Below are 22,761 nucleotides of genomic sequence, written 5' to 3'. Positions count from 1 at the left end.
ATACCGAAGTCCTAGACGCAATGTCCATGCTGCAGAAAACTAGCCGAACCTTTTATATTCCGATAACCCGTCTGACGCCGGGACTCAAGGAAGCGGTAAGCTCCGCTTATTTGTGCATGCGCGCCATCGATGAAATTGAGGATCATGAGGAGCTCGCCGATGCGCTCAAGGCAAAGCTTCTGTATGAAGTTCAGGATGCCTTGCTTGCGCCAAACATGGCTGAGGCTGTCGAGCAAACGCTTGCCCCGCATGCGCATGAACTTCCTGAGGTATCGCTGCGTCTAGTAGAATGGGTACAGCTATGCCCCGAAAGCGCCAGAGACACAGTCATCCGTTATACGGCCAAGATGTCGAAGGAAATGGCCGAATGGGTGGAAGTCCAATGGCAAATCCGTACGGAAGCGGACCTGGATCGATATACATACAGCGTAGCCGGCATGGTTGGCGAATTGCTGTCGGAGCTGTGGTTATGGAATGATGGGACCGTTACCGACCGCGAGAAAGCGGTTGCTTTCGGCAGAGGCCTGCAGGCGGTCAACATATTGCGGAATCAGTTGGAGGATCAGCAGCGCGGCGTAAACTTCTTCCCGGAGGGATGGGACTCGAAGGATATGATCAAGTATACGAAGCGCAATCTGAAGGTTGCCGATGCGTATATTGCCGAATTGAACAAAGGACCTGCACAGGACTTTTGTAAAATACCGCTGCAGCTTGCACATGCAACGACCAAGCTGATTGCAGCTGGCGGAAACAAGCTGACACGCGATGCGGTGCTAAAAATCGTGAACAAAATATCTGGTTAATGAGCAAATCAGGGGCAGCCACATTAGATGGCTGCTTTTTTATTATTTATAGCATTACATATTATTAATTATGTAAACTTACTACTTCTGGCCGAACAGTTATCAAGGAGGATAAAAGCAAGAACAAAATGAGGCCATCCAGTGTGGATGGCCCCATTTTGTCAGGCTAAGTTTCCATTAATATCTGTCCGGTAAGCGATAAATCATAGCCAGATATAGCGCCAAGCTCTCGCTGAAATGCGTCAGATGTGAGAATTCGCAGCAAAGCTTCTATCCAAGGTGAATTTTCCGGCTTTTTCAATAGAACCAGGTCGTATCGTTCTTGAATGAGCGGAATAAACTCGACGTTGCCAACGATGGAGGCCGCTTTTTCAATTCCGACACCAACATCCGCGCCTCCAGCGGCAACTTGGGCAGCAACGCCGAGATGATTGCTCTGCTCGTTGCTGTACCCGTTAATCTGATTCCCCTGAATGTCACGGAGCCGCAGCTGCTCATCCAGCAGAACACGAGCGCCGGAGCCTATTTCCCGGTTGACGAGACGCAGGTCTGATCGCTTGAAATCATCCCAGCCGCGAATTGCGAGCGGGTTGCCCTTCTGCACATATAATCCAGCAGATCTGGAGAGCAAATTGACGACAAGGAAGGGAGAGCCAATTAGCAGCTTACGGATATAAGGGAGGTTGTATTGCCCGCTGTCGCCATCCAGCAGATGGGTGCTCACGATATCAGCCTCTCCGCGATACATCGCGATCAGACTGTCGAGACTGCCGGAATACGCTCTTAATGGCCGAAGCCCCGGGCAGTCTCGTTCCAAATGTTTCGCTAATATATCAAGGCTTACATCCTGGCCGGTAACAACGATCGTACGCGGACCATTAACAAATGAATGAGAAGATGAGGCTGGTTCGGAACGCCCCGCTGGCTCAGCCGACGCAGCGATTCCGCCCTTCGAACGAAGCTTGTACGCTTCGAGATCGTCGGCATCTACTCTCATTTGTTTACCCACGCGATAGGATGGAAGCTCGCCTTTCTTGATGAGGTCATACACTTTTAATTTGGAAATCTTCAACAGCCGCGCTAATTCTTCTGTTGTATAGGATATGTCGCTGGACATCTTCGCCCTCCTCTCACACTGCTTCTGCAATTTCAATATCGTTTGTCTTCTATTTTACCATAGGAAGAACACGAACATCATAGACGACAAAACATCATTGACAATACGATCAAACATCATCAATAATAACTAATTATATCTAAACATAAAGATAAGGGAGAGAAATGCTGTGAAAATGAAAAGTAGTATGATTTGGTTAGCTATCATCGCTATAGCCATTATGTTGGCGGGTTGCGGCTCCAACGGAAATACGCCAGCTAATCAGGCCCAGCAAACGGCGGAACCGCCTGCAAAAACGGTAGAATTAACGATTTCTGCAGCGGCGAGCTTGACGGATGCCTTGAACGATATCCAAGGTCTTTATGCGAAAAGCAACCCGGCCGTCAAATTGAACTTCAATTTTGGCGCATCAGGCGCCCTGCAGCAGCAAATCGAACAAGGAGCTCCCGCTGATCTGTTTCTGTCCGCCGCCCCGAAAAACATGAAAGCGCTCGTCGACAAGCAGCTGATTGACGCGGATAAGCAAATCAATCTATTGAAAAATGAGTTAGTCGTTGTTGTACCTGCTGACTCGAAGACGACGCCCGCAAGCATAAATGACTTGTCCAAGGCGGAAGTGAAAACGGTCGCGATCGGCATTCCCGAAAGTGTCCCTGCAGGTAATTATGCGAAAGAAGCATTAACAAGTGCGAAGCTCTGGGACGCGCTGCAATCCAAGAGCGTGCAAGCCAAAGACGTACGCCAAGTGCTGCAGTACGTCGAGACAGGCAATGCAGATGCTGGCTTCGTCTATAAGACGGATGCGCTGACCTCGCAAAAGATCAAGATTGCCTTTACCGTTGATCCGGCAAGCTATTCGCCGATCGTTTACCCGATTGGTATCGTGAAAGCGACGAAGAATAATAAAGAAGCGGAAGATTTCTACGCCTATCTGCAAACGGAAGAAGCGTTAGATGTCTTCGTGAAGTACGGGTTTTCTACGCAATAACAGTGCCGGTAAACAGATTATTCAACTAAAAGCCTATCCATTCGTAAGGAAACCCCTTTGTATGGATAGGCTTTTTTGTGTCTAATGAAGACTCAAAATTTTCTTATTTACAAGATTTCCAAGTATAGTATGATGGTAATCATGTGTGTAATCGAAACATTTATTCGGATCAGCACGTAATTTAGTAAAGTGTTTTTTGGGGGATGGAGGGAATGAGGGCATGGAAAGCGGAATGAAGGTAAATCTCGTTGAAAAATTAGCTTCAGGCGGATTGTTCACATTGGACGAAAGGCTTTGGAGCAAGGAAATGATTGAAGCACTGCATCATGTCAATTATTTAACGATTAATGGTGCTGAATATGAAACGATCGAAGGACGGCTCAATTTGGATCAAGGCGTCATGGAGCTGCTCGTTCAGAAAGTAACGCATCGCTAGCGGAATAGCAGAAGGGCGGGAGTACGAATGGAAAACAAGAAGGAAACGAATCATTCCCCAGGCCATAAGCGGGAAGCGGCGAACTTATTCTTTACGAAAGAAGGAAAGCCGATCCGGGTGCTTTCTACCTCGCTAGGCATTGCCTTGATGGCGAATGCACTAATCGGTCTTGCTCCCAGCGCTCATGCAGCGACCGAGACGACGAAAGCCTCATCAGCAGAAGAGCCCGCTCTGGTCGAATGGTCAACAGACGCCGTCAAAGCTTATTATGATCCTGCCGTAGATTGGAACATCCCGATTCTGCTTGCGGAGAGCGCAGGCGAAGAAAGTGCTTCCGGTGGAAGCGGAACAGTCGGATCGGGAAGTTCAGGCGGTTCAGGTGGTACGACCATTATTCATTCGGGCGGCGGCTTCGGCTGGGATGATCTATTGCTCTATCATCTGATTTTCAACCGGGGCAATTCCTATTCATCCGGAGCTTGGCACAATACTCACAATTCCTATTATCAGGGAAACAGAACGGCTTACAAGCCCAACTCTTATGATTCGGATATTTTTCAAAATAAAGCGGTTGTCGGCTCGGCAGTCCGGCCAAAAACCTCGAATAAATCCGGCTCCATTACAAGACGCTCTACTTCCTCATCGCCAGGCGGGATAGGCGGCAAATCAAGCGGCATGAGCTCATCGGGTTCTGGTTCCAGCTTCAGCTCATCCGGCTCCAGTCATAAATCAAGCGGCGGCTTCGGCGGATGACAACGAAGAGGCAGCAGAAGGCTTTCGAGGTAGTCGGCAAGCCTCGTGAAGATCGTGATGCGCTAGTAGCAGAGCTGGCTGCACTGGGATTCACTTGGGCCGATCTGGAAGGCGAGCCATATTGGATCGATCAAGCGGTTGCTATGCGCCGTGAGGTGTATGAAGAGCTGGAAGAAGCCGCAGCCATGCTATGGCGGGTCTTCGACCGGGCATGCCGGTTCGTGCATGGACGGCAGGATTTGTATGCGATGCTGGGCATTCCGGAGCTGTTATGGCCAACCTTGGATGCGCTTGAGCTTCAAGGCGACGGCTTGATCAGCAGGTATGCCAGATTTGATTTTGCCATATCCGATGAAGGCATCATACAACTGCTGGAACTGAACGCAGATACGCCAACCGGTTATGCCGAGGCGGCAATTGCAACTCCTTGGCAATGTGAACGGCTTTCGCTGGAATCGCCTAACGTTCAGATGCCGGCTCTAGTAGCTGCCGCTTGGGCGGAAGAGCAGCCAGACACGGCAGCCTGTGCAGCCTACGGTGAGCATCTGGAGGATTCCGGAACCATCGATATGCTCGTCAAGCACAGTGGACAACAAATCGATTGTGTTGATTTGCTGGAGCTGTGGGTCGATGAAGGCGTGCTGCGGAAGAAAGACGGGCAGGCCATCGATCGTATATTCGCTCTCTATCCAAAGGAATGGATGGCGGTTGACGAGGGTGGCGAAGCATTAGCCTATGCGGTTGAAAGCGGACAATTGCAGCTTTTCAATTCCGTTCATTCGATCATTTTGCAATCCAAAGGGATGATGGCTTTAATCTGGGGATTATATGAGCTGCATATGCTGTTTGGCGCGGATGAGCGGTCGGCAATCGAGCGATACATGCTTCCTACTTATAATAAAGCGTTATTTGACGGGAGCTATGTGTCCAAATCGATGTTCGGCCGGGAAGGCGGCTCTGTCATTCTTTATGATGAGCAAGGGCAATTAGAAGTGAAGGATGAAGACGGCTTCGACACGAGTCAATTGTTCCCCCGGGTCTATCAGAAGCGAGCAGAGCTGGCCAAGATTGAACTGGAGGCCGGACCCTTCAGTCTGCTCACAGGCATGTTCGTGATCAATGGCGTTCCATGCGGTTTACTTGGACGCGCCGGCGGATTAATTACAGGCAATACAAGCCATTTTGTGGCGATAGGAGTGAAAGCTACATGAACAAGAAAAAGATAGCTTGGCTATCGGCTATACTTGTAACTGTCGTATTGCTGAGCGGGTGCGGCACATCATCGGGCGTATGGTCCACTTCCAGCGGTTCCTCGGCGGAAGCATCAGCAAATGAGACGCTGCTTCCTTGGGATTATCGGCTCGTTGAAAGCACTGTAGGCGATTTGATTGGCAGCGATATGGCGATTCTGCCCGATAACAAACTGCTTCCCAACGATAATAATTACGCTACGAACGATAAAGTGTGGACGCTGCAGTATATGGAAGCGAAGATGACCTTCAATGCGGAAGGCCGCAACGAGGTTACGCTGACCGAATGGACACCAATCAAATCGTTTAAGACGGAAAAAGAAGGCAAGCAGGATTTTGAGCTGCTCAAAGTGCAGCTTACGACGGATGTTGATCTCGTAGGCGTATACAAAACCACGTATAAGGAAGAATCACGTTATTTCGCCGTGCTTTCTTTGCCTACAGGCAATCAGATCAAGCAGCCAATTGACGAGAAGCGCTATGCCAGCATGAAATCGAAGAAGCAAGTGAACGTCTTATTGGAAGAAGTACATGATTTCGAAAATTATGACTTGGCTTATGCCAAGTTCAGGGGGTGGGCATCTTGATCGCCATTAATATTATAATCAGCATCGCTGTTATTGTCGTGCTACAGCTGCTCGGCATGGTTATTTTCAGCTGGATAACGCCTTATAAGGATATGGAAGAGCTGAAGAAGGGGAACGTGGCCGCTGGGCTTGCGATGGGCGGAAAGTTTCTTGCAACAGCCATCATTCTCGGCGTTGCCGCTTACACGAATACTTCAATCTGGCATATGATGCTCTGGTTTGCAGTTGGTTACGTTTGTCTCGTGCTCGCTTATTTGATCTTCGAGCTGGCGACTCCTGGCATCAAAATTGGCGAGGAGCTGCGCAAAGGCAACATGGCGATTGGCATCTTGCTTTGTTTTGTTTACGTCGGCACAAGCTTCGCGATCAGCAGTCTTATCGTTTAACTATAATTAACGGCATTAATTTTACAGGAAACATTGAGTTGAAGCACGACTACCGCTTATAATATAACGGAGAAAAAAGTCAAATAGAAAAGGTGTCATACATGAGTATTTTAAACGTAGAGCGATTAAGCCATGGCTTTGGGGACCGCGCGATCTTTAACGACGTTTCCTTCCGCCTGTTGAAGGGCGAGCACATCGGACTGATCGGCGCCAACGGCGAAGGCAAGTCCACATTCATGAATATTATTACGGGCAAGCTGCAACCCGATGACGGCAAAGTAGAATGGTCCAAGCGGATGCGTGTCGGTTATTTGGATCAGCATGCCGTGCTGAACAAAGGAATGACAATCCGTGACGTATTGAGAGGCGCATTCCAGTACCTCTTTGATATGGAGAACGAAATGAATGACATGTATGGCCGAATGGGAGAGGTGTCACCTGAGGAACTGGAGCAGCTGCTTGAGGATGTAGGCACCATCCAAGATACACTGACGGCTCAAGATTTCTACATGATCGACGCCAAAGTCGATGAGACAGCGCGAGGTCTTGGCATTACCGATATCGGTCTGGATAAAGACGTCAATGACCTAAGTGGCGGTCAGCGGACCAAAATCCTGCTGGCGAAGCTTCTGCTTGAGAAGCCGGACGTTCTGCTCCTGGACGAGCCAACCAACTATTTGGATGAGCAGCATATTGAGTGGCTGAAACGTTATCTGCAAGAGTACGAGAATGCATTCATTCTCATCTCCCACGATATTCCGTTCCTTAACAGCGTTATCAACCTGATCTATCATATGGAGAATCAGGAACTGAACCGCTATGTTGGCGACTATGAGCACTTCGAGCAGGTGCATGAAATGAAAAAGCAGCAGCTGGAATCGGCATTTAAGCGTCAGCAGCAGGAAATTTCAGAGCTGAAGGACTTCGTTGCCCGGAACAAAGCGAGCGTTGCCACGAGAAATATGGCGATGTCCCGGCAGAAGAAGCTCGACAAGATGGATGTTATCGAGCTGGCGAAGGAAAAACCGAAGCCGCAATTCAACTTCAAGGACGGACGCACGTCGGGCAAGCTGATCTTCGAAGCGACAGAGCTCGTTATCGGCTATGAAAGCCCATTGTCCAGACCGCTTAATCTTCGGATGGAGCGCGGCCAGAAAATCGCGCTTGTCGGTGCGAACGGCATCGGCAAGACAACGCTTTTGCGCAGCATTTTGGGTGAAATTCCGGCTTTATCCGGTCATGTGCAGTTGGGTGACTTGCTCAGCATCGGTTACTTCGAGCAGGAGTCCAAGGATGCCAACTATAACACATGTATTGAGGAAATCTGGAATGAGTTCCCTTCGTATACGCAATTTGAAGTTCGCGCTGCACTGGCGAAATGCGGACTGACAACCAAGCATATTGAGAGCAAAATCACGGTGCTGAGCGGCGGCGAGAAGGCGAAAGTACGCCTCTGCAAGCTGATCAACAACGAGACAAATCTGCTCGTACTCGATGAGCCGACCAACCATTTGGACGTTGATGCCAAGGACGAGCTTAAACGCGCCCTCAAGGCCTATAAAGGCAGCATCCTGCTCATTTCTCACGAACCTGAGTTTTACCGTGATGTCGTTACAGAAACATGGAACTGTGAGACTTGGACGACAAAGGTGTTCTAATCTAGTGTTAATGTTTAAAGCCCGGCTGATCCTTCGCGATCAGCCGGGCTTTTTAGCTATCACGGAACCTGATGGGCGATAGCCGCATACGATAGGAGGCAGTGATCCGGACAATTATCAGAGGAGCGGAATAAAAACGATTAAATGATTGTTTACTTTTTCCGTTAAGAGGACTATAATCATTTTAAAAGTTGCACTAAGCCAACAAATATAGCTGAGGAAAACTTTTATATAAAAAGAACTGAAGGAGGAGAGACTATGGCTAACAACAACAGTGTCGCAGCAACAAATAAACTCTCCGCAGAAATGGTGCTGAATCGCAAAGTGAAAGGCTTCAAACGGCTTCTTCCTTTTCTAGGTCCCGCATTTATCGCTGCGGTCGCTTACCTGGATCCCGGCAATTTCGCTACAAACATTACGGCTGGCTCGAAATACGGCTATATGCTGCTATGGGTCATTGCAGGTTCAAACCTAATGGCCGTGCTAATCCAATCGCTTTCGGCTAAGCTTGGCATTGCAACGGGGCAGAATCTTCCCGAAGTTGCGAGGGACCGCTTCTCCAAACCAGCGTCCTTCCTGTTATGGATTCAAAGCGAGCTTGTTATCATCGCTACCGATCTCGCTGAGTTTCTAGGCGCTGCTTTAGGACTTTATTTATTATTCGATATCCCGATGCTGCCTGCAGCATTAATTACTGCCGCTGGCTCCTTCGCCATATTGGAGCTGCAGCGAAGGGGAGTCAGAGCGTTCGAGGCCGGTATCGCGGCCATGATCTTCATCGTTGTGCTCGCCTTCACATGCCAGGTCGTGCTTGCACAGCCTGACATGGCTGCAGTCGCTGCCGGTATTGTAACTCCCAAATTCGAAGGGGTTGACAGTGTACTGCTCGCTGCGGGCATACTTGGCGCAACTGTAATGCCGCATGCGATCTATCTGCATTCCTCGTTGACCCAAAGACGTATTGTCGGCCGGAATGATGCGGAGAAAAAACGGATCTTCAAATTGGAATTTATCGACATCATTATTGCAATGCTTATTGCAGGAGCTGTTAACATGGCAATGGTCATTATCGCCGCAGCCTTGTTCTTCAAAAACGGCCTTGTTGTCGAAGAGCTAGAGGTGGCTTATCGTCAATTCGGCGAGCTGGCGGGACCAGTTGCCTCCATTTCCTTCGGATTGGCTCTGTTGATTGCCGGGCTTGCCAGCGCATCGGTAGGAACGATGGCAGGGGATGTCGTCATGCAGGGCTTCATTAAGCGCAGAATTAATCTGTACTTGCGGAGAGCCATTACGACAATTCCGCCGCTGATCATCATTGCATCCGGGGTTAACGCTACTAAAGCATTAATTATGAGCCAGGTCGTGCTCTCCTTCGGCATCGCATTTGCTCTAATTCCGTTAATTATATTTACAAGCAACCGATCGCTTATGGGCGGGCTCGTCAACAAAAAGGTGACAACGATACTAGGCTGGATCATCGCTGCAATCGTCATCGTGCTTAATTTATTTCTTGTATACGAGAGCTTTACTTAATCGCAATTGCGATTGTAGAGGTATGCGAACAAGGATCGTATCTGTCATCCGAAGAGGAGGAGAGATACGATCCTTTTATATTTATGCAGGTTTGCTGCTATCCATAAATATGAGTTCGGAGGATTTCTTCCGCTAACCCTTTCGATATCGGTAAAAAATCGGTTATAATAGATAGAGTCGATGTACAAGTTCATGAAGAAAGTGGGAGCAGTATGGGTCGCAAGTGGAATAATATCAAAGAAAAGAAAGCGTCCAAGGACGCTAATACAAGTAAGATTTATGCTAAATTCGGTTTGGAGATTTATGTAGCCGCTAAGAAAGGCGAGCCTGATCCTGAGTCCAACCGGGCGCTGAAGGTCGTACTTGAGCGAGCGAAAACGTACAATTTGCCAAAAGCGATTATTGACCGTGCGATTGAGAAAGCCAAAGGAAGCGGCGACGAGAACTATGTTGAGCTTCGTTATGAAGGCTTCGGCCCTAGCGGTTCCATGGTCATTGTCGACTCATTGACGAATAATGTGAACCGTACGGCTTCTACCGTACGTTCCGCCTTCAGTAAAAACGGAGGAAATCTTGGCGTAAGCGGTTCGGTTGCTTATATGTTTGACTCATCTGCTGTTATCGGCGTCCCAGACAAAACGCTTGATGAAGTCATCGAGATATTGTTGGAAGCTGATGTCGATGTGCGAGATGTTACGGAAGAGGACGAGACTATTATGGTGTACGCCGATCCGGATCAGTTCCATGCGGTACAAGAGGCATTCAAAAATGTGGGTATTACGGAGTTTACTGTTGCAGAGCTGACGATGCTGGCTCAAAACGATTTGACGCTTGCAGCAGACGCACAAGTCCAATTCGACAAACTGATCGATGCTCTGGAAGACCTGGAGGATGTTCAACAGGTTTATCATAACGTCGAATTCGAATAAGCCATAAAGGCCTAATAAGGAGAATAAGCCATGTGCCGCAACATTAAGACACTGTATAACTTTGATCCTCCAGCGACCGAAGATGAGATTCAAGCCGCTGCTTTGCAGTTCGTAAGAAAGCTCTCTGGATACAATTCTCCTTCCAAGGCGAATGAAGAAGCGTTTCATCTTGCAATAGACGAGGTGGCGCAAGCTGCCCGGAAGCTGATGGATTCGCTCGTCACAAATGCAGAGCCGAGGAACCGAGAAATCGAGCTGCAGCGCGCGCGGGCAAGGAATGCGCAACGATTCGGAAGCAATTAGGCCCATATGCTGAAATAAGATGAACGCTTTGCCGCACATTATTTTGTCGGCTTGGCGTTCTTTTTTTTGGTGTGTTAATTAATAACAACAATTTCAATCGAATGAAAACCAATCGCTAATGGACAGATTAACGGGGTAGTGCATTTTTTCGGATGAGGAAAGAGGATAAGCAACCCATGCATGAGAAAAAGAAACGCGATTTAGCTGCGCTTGCTTCGATTCCGTTAATTATGACGCTGGCGAACTCCATGCTTATTCCCGTACTTCCGCTTATGCAGAAAAAATTAGGTATCACTTCTGTTATGTCGAGTCTGATCATTACGGTATATGCTGCCGTATCCATCGTATGTATTCCGATAGCCGGATATTTGTCCGACCGGTTTGGGCGGAAGCTCATTATCGTAGCCGGCTTGTCCATCGCAGCAGCTGGGGGAGTTGTATCTGGACTGTCCGCATGGTTTCTAGAGCATCAGATGGCATATGCAGGAATACTGGCTGGACGATTCATACAGGGAATTGGCGCGGCAGGTGCTTTCCCGATCGTATTGCCGCTAGTAGGGGATATGTTCAAAAGCGAAGAAGAGGTAAGCAGTGGCCTTGGCATGATCGAAACCTCCAACACCTTTGGCAAAGTGCTTAGTCCCATTCTCGGCTCCGCACTCACGCTAATTGTATGGTTTCTTCCATTAGCCATTATTCCGATCATCTGTGTGGTATCCATTATCGCCGTAGCGGTGTTTGTGAATGCTCCGAAAAAAAATGGCAAGGCCACACAGGTTACGTTAAAGGAGTTCATTCAAGGTATTAAAGCGATATTAGCCAAAGAAGGCTGGCTGTACGCAATATTCGCGATTGGCGGCTTGGCGATGTACTTAATGTTCGGTTTTCTATATTATTTATCTTCTGTGCTGGAGGATCACTATAACATCGAGGGGATATGGAAAGGCGTATTGCTTGCTATCCCGCTTAGCGCAATATGCCTGGCTTCATTCATTACTGGCAAAGCTGTCGGCATCAGTAAAGTGAGGATGAAATGGTTCACAGTCTTTGGTACGGCGATTACGACAGTGAGCATGGCCACCTATGCCATCTTCCCGTCGAAAGGGCTGTTCTTCCTGTTACTGCTGTTGTCTATTGCTGGCGCTGGCATGGGGCTCATTCTGCCTTGTCTGGACGCTTTAATAACGGAAGGTATTGAGAAGAAGCAACGGGGTACGATTACTTCAATCTACAGCAGCATGCGATTTATCGGGGTGGCGGCTGGACCGTTGATTTCTTCCTTAATGCTAAAGAAGGAAAACATGCTTTTTTATATTTTTGCAGCGGTGGGCTTGCTCTGCCTCTGTATCGCATTGCTCGCCATACGGACCGGGAAGAAGAAATTCATGAGGGTCAAGCCGTTATTCTGATGACGTTGGCGAGAATGAAACGAACAAGTAAAGCCGTGGTGCTGCCACGGCTTTACTTTGGAATGAAATAATACATAAATGAATGAGGAAGCAAGCTTTATTTTCACAAAATGTCTTAATGGAGTCTTAAGTTTGAAAATCACTTTCTTATGAGAGTTAAGACATCGGTAATGCTCCGTTAACCGTGATCTAAAACCCGCCTGCTACAATGAGGTAGACAGATAGGAAGTCAAAAATGCGGAACATAAGAAAGGAATAACAGCTATGAAAAAATTGATAAAGGTAATCGCTATTCTGCTTGCAGTAATTGTTCTATTTCTAGCCACAGTATTTGTTGTAAACGTCATTTGCAATAAGATAGAGAAAGGCAAGATACAATCCTATGGACAGCTTGTTCCTGTGGACGGTAAACAAATGAATGTCTACATTCAGGGATCGGGTGAAGAAACCGTGGTTCTTCTTCCAGGATATGGAACAGCGGCGCCGGCGCTTGATTTCAAACCGCTGATTGAAGAATTGTCCCCTTACTACAAAGTGGTCGTCGTTGAACCGTTTGGTTATGGGTTAAGCGATGATACAGATAAAGAACGCACCGTGGAAAATATCGTAACGGAAACGCATGAAGCGTTGCAGCAGTTGGATATTAAACAATACACGCTAATGGGTCACTCCATTGCGGGCATCTACGGTCTCGATTACGTGAACAAATATGAAAATGAAGTGACGGCATTTGTCGGAATCGACAGCAGTGTACCGACCCAAGGCGGCAACGATGAGCCTTTTCCAACAGGTATGTATAAACAACTCAAGCTATCGGGATTTTACCGCTTGCTAATGAAACTGACTCCGGATCAGCTTATTGCACCAGAAGTTGATGATGCAACAAGAGAGCAGATTCGAATCATATCGCTTAAAAACACGTTTAATGCGAGTACCCTGAGTGAAGGTGAACATTTTGGCCCTAACTTTAAAGCGACTGAGAAATTATCGTTCCCTAAGAATCTGCCTCTGATCTTCTTCTTGCAAGCTAATGATACGGAGACTGAGGGATGGATTCCAATGCATGAAGAGCAGATCAAAAATTCGGTGCATGGCAAAGTGATGACCTTTGATGGCGACCATTATCTGCATCACACACGTTCCAAAGAAATTGCAGAAAACTTTAGAGGCTTTATGGAAGATGTTAAATCCGGTCAATAAAATAAGCAGTAATAAAAGCCGCAGCGATGCGGCTTTTTGTTATGATAGGTTAGGTTCTTGACTTTGAATAAGAGGCTGAACGATGCCATCGTCAGGGATCATATATCCATGCGGAAGAGATTTGACAATAGTTTTCCAGACAGCATCGTCTACAAGCAGAGCAGAGTCCAGCGGCAGTCTGAAGATAGAAGCGAGAGCGGTGGCAGACTCGCTGGCAGGAGTCAATGTTGGACGGTTAGCAGAAATTGTCCGTCTGTGACGGCGCGTTCGTCTTACTTTCTTTTTCGGGCGAAGCGTCTTTTTCTGAATTTTCGCCTTCTTGCGCCGGTAACGGCTGAGCGTCTTTTTCTTCGCGCGTTTCTCCATTTGGTGCGCCTCCTTCGCGGAATTACTTTAACTGCTTCTTGTTTCTCTTGTTGAATCTCGGGTGCAGGTTCAATAGCTTGCACAGGATGCTTGCTTCGTGCCAATTCATAGAGATCGACTACACGGGAGGTCATTGCAGACAAGGACCAATGCCGCTCGCCGTATGCTTTGGCTTGATTCGCCATGCTGCTTAATAAAGGAGCATCGTCTAGTGCAGTTTTCAAGCAGGCATGCAGCTGATCGATGTCGCCAGCATGAAATACAAGGCCATTCCATAAATGGGTGACCATTTCGGGTATACCCCCAGCATTGGAAGAGATCACAGGCTTTCCTGCAATTTGTGCTTCAATAATGGCAAAAGGCTGATTATCCTGCATGCTCGGGAGAACAATGAAATCGGCTAGCCGAATTAATTCAGGAATATCATTGCGGTTCCCCATAAATACAATATGATCCTTGAGTCCAAGCTGGTCCGTTAACTGCATCATATCTTCTCGAAGTGCTCCATCTCCAACTAGCCAGCATACCCAGTCTGCCCGTTCCGCTTTCAGCTTAGCTAGTGCATGAATGAGATGGGTATGGCCTTTAACGACATCAAATCGTGCCGGGCATATGAAAACTTTCTCCGCTGCTGGCTTCACAATTGCCGAATCACGCATCATCTGTTGTTGGAACTGTTCAATATCTATGCCATAATGGCTTACTAACAGACTTTCCTCCGGCACATTGAAATCTTCTATCAAAACCCGTTTCAGCCATTGTGATGGTGAAATCGTTATATCACTTACAGTCGCGCCTAAGTATTCACGCAGAGCGGAATAATGCCAAAGCGGAGAACTGGTAGTCTGGTCAGTCAGTCCCAAGGTCTTTAATCGAACAAACCATTCTCTCGTCAGGCAACCATGAATGGTAGTTACCAGTGGCGTATTAGGGGGCTTAACTCGTGACATAGCATGAGCACTCACAATGTCTTGCGCGTGGATGAGGTCGTATTCGGCCAAACCGCAATATGCAGCTGCTGCTTCCAAGCAGTATCTTTCAATTTCACTTTCTATAATCCACGGGTCCGCTCCAGGCAGCTGCTGATCCAGGCTGCGGACTGCTTGATCCGCAATTAGCGGCTTGAGCTTGCTTTTGTCAATCATCAACTCTTTGCCTGGAATATAATAGCCCTGTCCATCAGGCGTTGGCGAGAAGATATCAACGAGATGACCTGCACGCTGCAAGCCTTTGACCAGTTGGTTAATATAGGTGTTAACGCCGCCGGCATGGGGTAATGACCAGCTGCAAGCGATTAAGATTCGCATCGATAGGTTTCCTCCGATTGGTCCGTCGTCCCCATATCATATGAGTGTTGCACGGCAAAGTTAACGTACATCAACCTATTTATGTGCTGCATTGGAATAGGCAAAAGCCCGCTTCCTTGTAATCGCTCCTATGAATTCCTCAGCTCATCCTATCAAAAAATCCGCCTATATCTCTTACTACCATCTACTTCGTGACACTCTACCATTTTTTACTAAAATAGACGCAACACCAATGCAGCTTTGATTGATTGGCGTATGATGCTAGAAGATCAAGCAAAGGAGCTGTTAAAGTTTTGGAGCATACCCCTCACTATAAAATCGCCATAGTTGGCTTGGGGTACGTCGGACTTCCATTGGCCGAACTATTTCTCGCAAGAGGAAACACCGTGTACGGCATCGATGCAGATGAACGCAAGATTGATATGCTGCAAAAGCGTCAATCCTATCTTTCCGACTACAACAAGAACGATATCCGGAAGCTTTTCAAACAAAACAGTTTTCATGTCGGCAGTTCCTACGAGGTTGTAGAGAAGGCCGATGTCGTCATTTATTGTGTGCCCACGCCGCTGGATGAGCACCACCAACCCGATTTAAAATATGTGACAGGCGCGGCGAAAAGCTCACTGCCTTATTTGCGAAGGGGTCAACTTGTCGTCCTGGAAAGCTCTACATTTCCCGGAACGAGTGAGGAAAAGCTTAAGCCGATTCTTGAATCGACCGGACTGCATATCGGCAAAGATATCTTTCTCGCGTATTCGCCAGAACGTATCGATCCCGGTTCGAAATGGGAGCTTCCGCAAATTCCGAAAGTAGTGGGAGGTGTAACGGCTGCTTGTACAGCTTATGCACAGGAAGTCTATGGATCGGTATTTGACCGGGTGGTTGTCGTATCTTCTCCGCGTGTAGCCGAGATGACGAAGTTGCTGGAAAACTGCCAGCGTTTTATCAATATTTCGTTTATGAACAGTCTTCTGAAAATGTGTGAAGAATTGGATATCGATCTATGGGAAGCTATCGAAGCAGCAGGCACGAAGCCGTTCGGATTTACGAAATATTATCCCGGTCCGGGCATTGGCGGACATTGCATTCCAGTTGACCCTCTTTACTTGTTATGGAAGGCACGTGAGCATCATATGGAGCTGCCTTACATCGAGCTCAGCCATCAGGTCAATGAGGGGATGCCGGGTTATATTGTGGAACGGATTACGAAGAGCTTGCAGCCCAAGCTGCTCAAGGAGAGCAGCATTCTCGTCATTGGCGTCACTTATAAGAAGGACGTTAATGATATGAGAGAATCCGTCTCCATTCCGATTATGGAGCTGCTGCAGCAATCTGGAGCCAAAGTAGCATTTTTCGACCCTTATGTGAAAGCACTGAATGTCGGCAGCACGCTTCTTCAAGCAACACCGCTTACAGCAAGAAATATGAAAAACTTTGATTGCACTTTAATTCTGACGGATCACTCTAATCTTCCTTACGAATTGTTAATCGCACACACTCCTATTGTCATTGACACGCGCAACGCCACTGGAAAAATAGCAAATCGTAAAAACGTTATTTTACTATAAGGAGGGAAGTTCATTGAAAATAGTAGTAACAGGCGGTGCGGGATTTATCGGTTCCCATCTAGTGGAGCAATTGCTGAAAGCTGGCCATACGGTATGGACGCTTGATGATTTCTCAAATGGACGGCCCGAGTTTCTATCCAGTCTGAAGGACGAGAAGCGCCATACGCTCATTCAAGGCTCTGTTCTTGATCGAAGGCTTCTTAAACGATTAATAGACAAGGCGGATGTCATTTGTCATCTTGCAGCTGTGCTTGGTGTCAAAAATACAGTAGATGATCCCCTTAAGGTTATAGAAGGCAACATTGACGGAACACGCAATGTTCTGGAGCTGGCCTATCCTCGCAATGCAAAAGTTATTTTCTCATCCACCTCTGAAATCTATGGCAAAAACGAAAACGTACCGTTTCACGAATTGTCTGATCGTAATTATGGCGCGTCTTCCGTTCATCGCTGGTGCTATGCAACAGCAAAGTCACTGGATGAACATATGTGCTTTGCTTATTCCTCCAAAGGACTTCCTGTAACCGTCCTCCGCTATTTCAACGCATATGGGCCAAGGCAAACGAATTCGCAGTATGGGGGAGTCGTCCCGCGCTTTATTACGGCAGCTCTGCGAGGAGAGCCTTTAGAAGTGTATGGGGATGGAACACAGATGCGCTGTTTCACCTACGTAGATGATACGATACAAGGCACCATAGCCGCTATAAATGCCAAAACCAACGGTCTGGCTATAAATATCGGATCAAACCGCTCCATTACAATAAACGAGCTTGCGCAGCTGATCATCAAGCTGTGTGATTCCAATTCTCCAATCATTACCAAAACCTATGCAGAAGCTTATGGGCCGGGTTATGAGGATATGCCGGCACGTCAGCCGGACTTGACGCGAGCGTCAGTCTTGCTAGGCTATCAGCCATCGGTCGTTTTGGAGCAGGGACTTAGCGCGACTATCGCTTGGTATCGCGGCCGGTCGTAAATGGATATTTTGCACCCAAATGGAGAGTGAACAATGAGAATTGCACTTGTTTCGTATTGGTGTGTTCCTTACACAGGCGGAGTATCGACCTATGTCTTGGCGCTGAGGCAGGGGCTTGAAGCGAGAGGGCATGAGGTGGACATTATCTCACATGATAGTACCGGCCTGAACTATCACATCATAGATAAAGGTAAATCGATGGATAAGATGACATTGCTGAACCCGATTATGCAGCAAATTCATTCCAAGTATAATGAGAAATCACTTCACTACGACCCGTGGCTTGCACAAATGAAAGGGGAACACCTTGCATTCAAGCAAGCGTTGTCCGTTTTCTCTCTAGCAGGATACGATCTAATTCACGCGCAAGACGTCATTTCTGCAGCCAGCGCTTATGAAGTTAAGTCTCATGGTACGCCGTTAATAGTTACGCTTCATGGGAAGCTTGCCGCCGAATGGCAGCTGCAGAAAGTTGTCACCGCCCAATCTCCCGCTTGGCACTGGGCAAATGAGCTTGATCATTATGGCAGCACCGTCGGTGATCGCTATATCGTTCCGTCAAAATGGCTGAAACAGCAATATAAAGAAGCCGTGCGCTCGAGAAAGCCTGCGTTCGAAATCATCCCCTACGGATTCGATACATTGTCCTTTTTACGTCAATCCGCAAGCCTGCCGCCGGTCACGCAAAAAAATGGAGGGAAGCTGATTCTTTGTCCAGCGCGACTGGATGCGGTAAAAGGCCATCAGGTATTGCTGCAGGCGCTTGCGCTTCTCAAGAAGAGCCGGACGGATTGGGTTTGCTGGCTCGCTGGAGACGGGCCGCTCCGCGCAGAGCTTGAGCAATTGAGAGATCAGCTGCAGCTGCAGCATCATGTACAGTTTCTTGGACATCGGAATGATATGGCGGCTCTCTTAAAGGAAGCGGATATCGTCGTCCTTCCTAGTATTCATGACAACCTGCCTTTTGTCATTATGGAGGCACAGATAGCAGGCAAGGCTATCATCGCTTCAGACACAGGGGGGATACCGGAAATGATTACGGATGGAAAAACCGGTCTGCTGTTCCCGCCTGCCCGAGCAGAAAAGTTGTGCTTGCGAATCAATAAACTGTGCAATGAAGATTCGCTTCGAAAGCGGCTTGCAAATGATGCCCGCTATTATGGACTTAGACAATGGCCTCTCTATCGAATGATTGAGCGTACAGTTGATCTCTACGAAAAGGCACTGCAAGCAAAGCCGGGTAATGGCGGATGAAGATACTTCTTGCGACGTACTGGCTGCTGCCGCATGTCGGCGGCGTCTGGGTGTATATACAGGATTTAAAAGCACGATTGGAAAAACTCGGACATGAGGTCGAAGTGTTAGCAAGACATCCTGATGACAAAAGCTATTATATTCTCAATACGAATAGACGGGTAGAGAAAAAATATTTCAAGCAGCTGATTAGCCGGGAAATAAAAACGATCTATGCTTCTCAAATCAAGCCGATTGACCCCTGGATCGTCGATCAAGAGATCGAGTTTTGCAGCTTCGCCCTCGGAGCAGCTTATTTGGGATTGCAGCACTATGATTTGATCCACACGCAAGATGTTATCTCATCCCGGGCGCTCTGGCAGATCAAACCGGAGCATGTACCGTTAATAAATACAATTCATGGATGTCTGGCTACAGACTATATCGTGTCCCTTGAAGGTAAAACATCTTCCGCACTGATTTGGAAATATGCGTGTGCAAGAGAGTATTACGGCGCTACTTCGAGTGATTTGGCAATTGTTCCGACGAATTGGCTGCAGCGGACGCTAGGCGGTTATATGGTTCCGCAAGAGCATATGAGGGTCGTTCCATACGGGTTAGACATTGAAAGCTATATCCAGCGAATAAATCAAGCGAGTTCACTAAACCTGCCTCCGAACACTCGTATCATTGCCTGTCCGGCACGGCTGGATAAAGTAAAGGGACATAGCTGTTTGCTGGATGCCTTGTATAAATTGAAGGAGCTAAGGAACGATTGGATCTGTCTGTTCATCGGCGATGGAAATCTTCGAACGGAGCTGGAAGCCAAAGCTGCATCCTTGGGGCTTCATCAACATGTCAAATTTACAGGAAGCAGAGCCGATGTTCCCGCAATCTTGCAGCGCTCCGATATTGTTGTCCTTCCAAGCTTGAATGACAATCAGCCTTATGCCGTAATGGAAGCACACATCTCGCGAAAGCCGATCGTCGTCTCCGATGCGGGAGGCATTCCGGAGATGGTGACACACGGACTTACCGGGTTAATGGCAAGAGCAGGGGATAGCGATGAGCTGTCACTCTACCTGCTCTGCTTGCTGGAAAATGAAGCATTACGCGAAAGTGTAGCTTCTGGCGGCTACAATTGGGGGATCTCGCAATGGTCGATTCACACGATGATGGAGCGGACAACTGCGCTTTATGCAGAGGTCCTCAACAACCGGAGCATTCGCAAAGTCATTCATCCTCCGAAGCATCCAGGCCAGCATGGCCAGGGAATATGCACATGGCTCCGGACCAATCAGAACATGTATATTCCTAGCTTTTATTCCATTGTTGATGATCACATTGTCGGTTCGGTTTTGTTCTAAACAATATCCAAAAACGATGGAGGCATCAGAATGGCAAATAGTCAAATTACCCCTACTGGACCGCAGCAGGAGCCTTCCATTGCGCTCAATTCGTTAGATCAGAGTACAATTGTCGTGACGACGAATGATTTACGTTCCGGGAACAATATGACAACAATCTATCGCTCTATTAATGGAGGAGGCTCATATACGCAAACGCTGTTGTCGCCTCCAGTAGGCTTTGCCGCTTCAGGAGATGGAGTAGCTGCTTATGGCTATCCTAATCTTTTTCTAGTTGCTGCAACGGCACTTAATGTAAATCCTGTGCGGGATTCCTCTATCATTGTTTATCGGTCGACAGACAATGGAGCTACATTTTCAACTCCTGTTATCGTGAACCAAGGGTTTGGTACCGCTGTATATAACGATAAACCCGCGCTGGAGATTGATACTGCAAATGGCAGCCCTTATCTTGGTCAGACGTATGTCGCTTATACTCGTTATTTCAATAATTTTACCGGTTCAGAAACGTTGTTCCAACGATCACTCGATCAGGGGTTAACTTGGTCAACACCGATTTTATTAACCAATCAGGTGCAGGGTGTAACGAGCTTCGGATCAACAATCGCCATTGGTCCGCAAGGCGACATCTATGTAGGATGGATGCAATATGGGCCAGGTACACCGCAATTCCTGATGCGAAGATCACTTGACGGAGGAGCCACCTTTGAAGCGATAACATCAATCAGCACCGTTTCGCTCGTACCTACACCGCTGCCGGTTCCAACCTTTGCCTTTCGCGTATTAACGATCGCTTATTTGGCAGTGGACATCTCGCCGTTTAACGGCCAAGGCATCGTTTATGCCGTGTGGCAGGACAATCGGACCGGCAGTGCACATATTTTTCGTTCACGATCAACGAACAGAGGCGTATCCTGGTCCGTTTTGCAGCAAGTGGATGATAGTCCAGCCGGCACGCAAAACTTTCTTCCGAACCTGACCGTATCGCGTGACAATGGCGGGGTAAAGGTTATGTATTATACAAACCGTGTTACCAGTTCGCTGCTGGATGTATTTCTGGCAGAGTCCAATGATGCCGGGACCACGTTCTTGCCCAATCGCCGCATAACAAGCGTCTCCTTCAATCCGAATGCAGATCCGACACTTGGTGTACCTACACCATCGATTGGCGATTATAACGGTCTGGTAGTGAACGCTGCAGGCACTTCTATTGTTGTATGGATGGATACCCGAACCGGATCTCAATTAATATTCCAGGACCTATAATAAAAAGAGTGATCAGCTTCTATGGTCATAGACAGCTGATCACTCGATTTACGATAAAAATTATTCATAGATAAACAATTCCGTCAAAATGTACTGGCCCTGTAATCGTAGCCGAGTTTTGGCCAATATGCTCTACCGTGAGAGCGTATTGCTGAAAGGTGCCGACGATTGGAGCCGAAGCTGTCTCCGTATGCTGAAAGGAAGTCGTGAAATCCAGCGGTACCCAGGGACCCTCCGAGGCTGTTCCCAAAAAGGCGGAGTCCGTCGTTTGAAATACAACCGGTGCCGGGGCGCTCGTACCTCCGCGCCTAATTCGAAAGAGAAGCTTTGGCACAATATTCAACAGCAGCAATTGCGCTTCCCAGCCAATCGTGGCCTTTAACTCGATACGGTTGCTGATATTGTTAATCTGAAGAAAGAGAGAGGTCAGAAGAACTTCCGATCCTGGAGAAATGATAAAGGGAAGGGAGCCTGTTCCTGCCGCAACCTCTTGGTATTGGTAATCTACTATTGTAACCGTCATAAGTAACACCCCCTTTCCGAAACCACTCCTATAGTAGATTCAAAAACGAAGCAAGATGCCATGTACAGTTATACCGGAAGAAAGATGGGATACGACCATTTTCAAGTTAATGGAGGATGGAATTATGGATGAAGAAATCGATCAGATGGAACGAATGTATGCAACTTCCTTCGACGATGTGATGTTAGATCATCATTATCGTTATCATTATGCTTCACGATTTATCCGTGAGGGTGATTTCGTACTGGATGCTGCTTGCGGTTCCGGCTATGGAACGCATTATATGGCCGAGCATTCACCGTGTTCAATTGCAGTTGGAGTAGATCGTTCCGAGCACGCATTAGATTGGGCTGTTAACTATTTCTCTCATGCCAAAACCGTCTATTTAAACAGTGACTTGACCGGCTCATTTCGAGATGATCTGCCTATTCACTGGTTCGATGTCATTACTTGCTTTGAGACGGTTGAGCACTTGAAGGAAGATCAGGCTTTTATTAAAAAGCTTTACGATTCCTTGACTGCAAACGGTATTCTTCTCATCTCCGCACCCAACGAGAACGTAATACCGTATTTGGAAAATCCTTATTATTTAAATGGAGTGAACCCGTACCACTACCGCCATTACCGCCCCAATGAGCTGAAGCGATTGCTGCTGAATTGCGGATTTCGAATTCAGCAAGTTCTGACTCAGGATAATGATACGTATGAGCTCATTCCTGGACGCATCGACGGATTCTCGACGGTACTCGTTGCCATTAAATGATGATAGGAGCAAGTTCCGGAAAACCGTAAAAAGCCGATAA

General features: G+C 47.6%; 23 protein-coding genes. 20 read left to right on the top strand and 3 right to left on the bottom strand.

From position 1 onward, the window contains the following. The first annotated feature begins 20 nt into the window (after positions 1 to 20). Positions 21 to 803 carry a squalene/phytoene synthase family protein gene (locus tag TY10_RS06140; RefSeq protein ID WP_042161653.1) on the top strand — a complete coding sequence of 261 codons (783 nt, stop codon included), beginning with the start codon at positions 21 to 23 and terminating at the stop codon, positions 801 to 803. Between the two features lie 166 nt (positions 804 to 969). On the opposite strand, the gene TY10_RS06135 is transcribed toward TY10_RS06140, so the two are convergent. Then, positions 970 to 1,920: a helix-turn-helix transcriptional regulator gene (locus TY10_RS06135; protein WP_042161651.1), complete on the bottom strand. Its 951-nt coding sequence runs from the start codon at positions 1,918 to 1,920 to the stop codon at positions 970 to 972. 175 nt (positions 1,921 to 2,095) lie between these two features. Here TY10_RS06135 and modA point away from each other — a divergent pair, with 175 nt between their 5' ends. The 13 genes from modA (at position 2,096) to TY10_RS30290 (ending at position 13,611) form a co-directional block, all read left to right on the top strand. Further along, entirely contained in the window at positions 2,096 to 2,908 is an 813-nt protein-coding gene (modA, locus tag TY10_RS06130) for a molybdate ABC transporter substrate-binding protein (protein WP_042161667.1), read from the top strand. A gap of 220 nt (positions 2,909 to 3,128) precedes the next feature. Continuing rightward, positions 3,129 to 3,344 (top strand): hypothetical protein, encoded by a 216-nt coding sequence (locus TY10_RS06125; RefSeq protein WP_042161649.1) that lies wholly within the window; start codon positions 3,129 to 3,131, stop codon positions 3,342 to 3,344. Between the two features lie 27 nt (positions 3,345 to 3,371). Further along, positions 3,372 to 4,097, top strand: a complete 726-nt coding sequence (locus TY10_RS06120; RefSeq protein ID WP_042161647.1) for a hypothetical protein — start codon at positions 3,372 to 3,374, stop codon at positions 4,095 to 4,097. Beyond that, the gene (locus tag TY10_RS06115; protein WP_042161645.1) at positions 4,094 to 5,308 is read left to right on the top strand and encodes a glutathionylspermidine synthase family protein; all 1,215 of its coding nucleotides are present in this window, start codon (positions 4,094 to 4,096) and stop codon (positions 5,306 to 5,308) included. Before TY10_RS06120 ends, TY10_RS06115 begins: the two co-directional genes overlap by 4 nt. Next, complete coding sequence (locus TY10_RS06110; RefSeq protein WP_042161643.1) at positions 5,305 to 5,934, top strand: hypothetical protein; 630 nt, start codon at positions 5,305 to 5,307, stop codon at positions 5,932 to 5,934. The genes TY10_RS06115 and TY10_RS06110 overlap by 4 nt, the downstream gene beginning before the upstream one ends. Beyond that, positions 5,928 to 6,320, top strand: a complete 393-nt coding sequence (locus TY10_RS06105) for a DUF350 domain-containing protein (protein WP_042161665.1) — start codon at positions 5,928 to 5,930, stop codon at positions 6,318 to 6,320. Before TY10_RS06110 ends, TY10_RS06105 begins: the two co-directional genes overlap by 7 nt. A 101-nt stretch (positions 6,321 to 6,421) precedes the next feature. Beyond that, positions 6,422 to 7,978 carry an ABC-F family ATP-binding cassette domain-containing protein gene (locus TY10_RS06100; RefSeq protein WP_042161641.1) on the top strand — a complete coding sequence of 519 codons (1,557 nt, stop codon included), beginning with the start codon at positions 6,422 to 6,424 and terminating at the stop codon, positions 7,976 to 7,978. A gap of 258 nt (positions 7,979 to 8,236) precedes the next feature. Beyond that, complete coding sequence (locus tag TY10_RS06095; protein ID WP_042161639.1) at positions 8,237 to 9,511, top strand: Nramp family divalent metal transporter; 1,275 nt, start codon at positions 8,237 to 8,239, stop codon at positions 9,509 to 9,511. A gap of 212 nt (positions 9,512 to 9,723) precedes the next feature. Beyond that, positions 9,724 to 10,440: a YebC/PmpR family DNA-binding transcriptional regulator gene (locus TY10_RS06090; RefSeq protein ID WP_042161638.1), complete on the top strand. Its 717-nt coding sequence runs from the start codon at positions 9,724 to 9,726 to the stop codon at positions 10,438 to 10,440. Between the two features lie 30 nt (positions 10,441 to 10,470). Next, positions 10,471 to 10,743, top strand: coding sequence for a DUF2277 domain-containing protein (locus TY10_RS06085; RefSeq protein WP_042161637.1), 273 nt, complete (start codon positions 10,471 to 10,473; stop codon positions 10,741 to 10,743). 176 nt (positions 10,744 to 10,919) lie between these two features. Continuing rightward, positions 10,920 to 12,152 carry an MFS transporter gene (locus TY10_RS06080; protein ID WP_042161635.1) on the top strand — a complete coding sequence of 411 codons (1,233 nt, stop codon included), beginning with the start codon at positions 10,920 to 10,922 and terminating at the stop codon, positions 12,150 to 12,152. Between the two features lie 264 nt (positions 12,153 to 12,416). After that, complete coding sequence (locus TY10_RS06075) at positions 12,417 to 13,352, top strand: alpha/beta hydrolase (RefSeq protein ID WP_042161634.1); 936 nt, start codon at positions 12,417 to 12,419, stop codon at positions 13,350 to 13,352. 82 nt (positions 13,353 to 13,434) lie between these two features. Next, positions 13,435 to 13,611 carry a hypothetical protein gene (locus TY10_RS30290; protein WP_155985726.1) on the top strand — a complete coding sequence of 59 codons (177 nt, stop codon included), beginning with the start codon at positions 13,435 to 13,437 and terminating at the stop codon, positions 13,609 to 13,611. Between the two features lie 13 nt (positions 13,612 to 13,624). Here the strand turns inward: TY10_RS30290 and TY10_RS06070 are convergent, their stop codons facing one another. Further along, on the bottom strand, positions 13,625 to 15,025 hold the full coding sequence (locus TY10_RS06070; RefSeq protein WP_052350396.1) for a glycosyltransferase family 4 protein: 1,401 nt from the start codon (positions 15,023 to 15,025) through the stop codon (positions 13,625 to 13,627). 293 nt (positions 15,026 to 15,318) lie between these two features. Here TY10_RS06070 and TY10_RS06065 point away from each other — a divergent pair, with 293 nt between their 5' ends. Genes TY10_RS06065 through TY10_RS06045 form a run of 5 tightly spaced genes read left to right on the top strand, consistent with a single transcriptional unit; the run spans position 15,319 to position 21,435 of the window. After that, positions 15,319 to 16,593 carry a nucleotide sugar dehydrogenase gene (locus TY10_RS06065; RefSeq protein ID WP_042161632.1) on the top strand — a complete coding sequence of 425 codons (1,275 nt, stop codon included), beginning with the start codon at positions 15,319 to 15,321 and terminating at the stop codon, positions 16,591 to 16,593. A gap of 13 nt (positions 16,594 to 16,606) precedes the next feature. Further along, a complete protein-coding gene (locus TY10_RS06060) occupies positions 16,607 to 17,569 on the top strand; it encodes an NAD-dependent epimerase/dehydratase family protein (RefSeq protein ID WP_042161630.1) in 963 nt (320 codons plus the stop codon). A gap of 33 nt (positions 17,570 to 17,602) precedes the next feature. Next, positions 17,603 to 18,823: a glycosyltransferase family 4 protein gene (locus TY10_RS06055; protein ID WP_042161628.1), complete on the top strand. Its 1,221-nt coding sequence runs from the start codon at positions 17,603 to 17,605 to the stop codon at positions 18,821 to 18,823. Then, the gene (locus TY10_RS06050) at positions 18,820 to 20,169 is read left to right on the top strand and encodes a glycosyltransferase family 4 protein (protein WP_052350395.1); all 1,350 of its coding nucleotides are present in this window, start codon (positions 18,820 to 18,822) and stop codon (positions 20,167 to 20,169) included. The genes TY10_RS06055 and TY10_RS06050 overlap by 4 nt, the downstream gene beginning before the upstream one ends. 30 nt (positions 20,170 to 20,199) lie before the next feature. Further along, positions 20,200 to 21,435: a sialidase family protein gene (locus TY10_RS06045; RefSeq protein ID WP_042161626.1), complete on the top strand. Its 1,236-nt coding sequence runs from the start codon at positions 20,200 to 20,202 to the stop codon at positions 21,433 to 21,435. A 64-nt stretch (positions 21,436 to 21,499) separates the two neighbouring features. Here the strand turns inward: TY10_RS06045 and TY10_RS06040 are convergent, their stop codons facing one another. Then, positions 21,500 to 21,958, bottom strand: coding sequence for a hypothetical protein (locus TY10_RS06040; RefSeq protein WP_042161625.1), 459 nt, complete (start codon positions 21,956 to 21,958; stop codon positions 21,500 to 21,502). Between the two features lie 124 nt (positions 21,959 to 22,082). On the opposite strand from TY10_RS06040, the gene TY10_RS06035 reads away from it, so the two are divergent. Next, positions 22,083 to 22,721 (top strand): class I SAM-dependent methyltransferase, encoded by a 639-nt coding sequence (locus TY10_RS06035; RefSeq protein WP_042161623.1) that lies wholly within the window; start codon positions 22,083 to 22,085, stop codon positions 22,719 to 22,721. Positions 22,722 to 22,761 lie beyond the last annotated feature (40 nt).

This window comes from Paenibacillus gorillae, from assembly GCF_000513275.1.
Classification (GTDB): domain Bacteria; phylum Bacillota; class Bacilli; order Paenibacillales; family Paenibacillaceae; genus Pristimantibacillus; species Pristimantibacillus gorillae.
The sequence above is the reverse complement of the archived record's forward strand: the minus strand, read 5'-3'. Positions and strand labels throughout refer to the sequence as shown.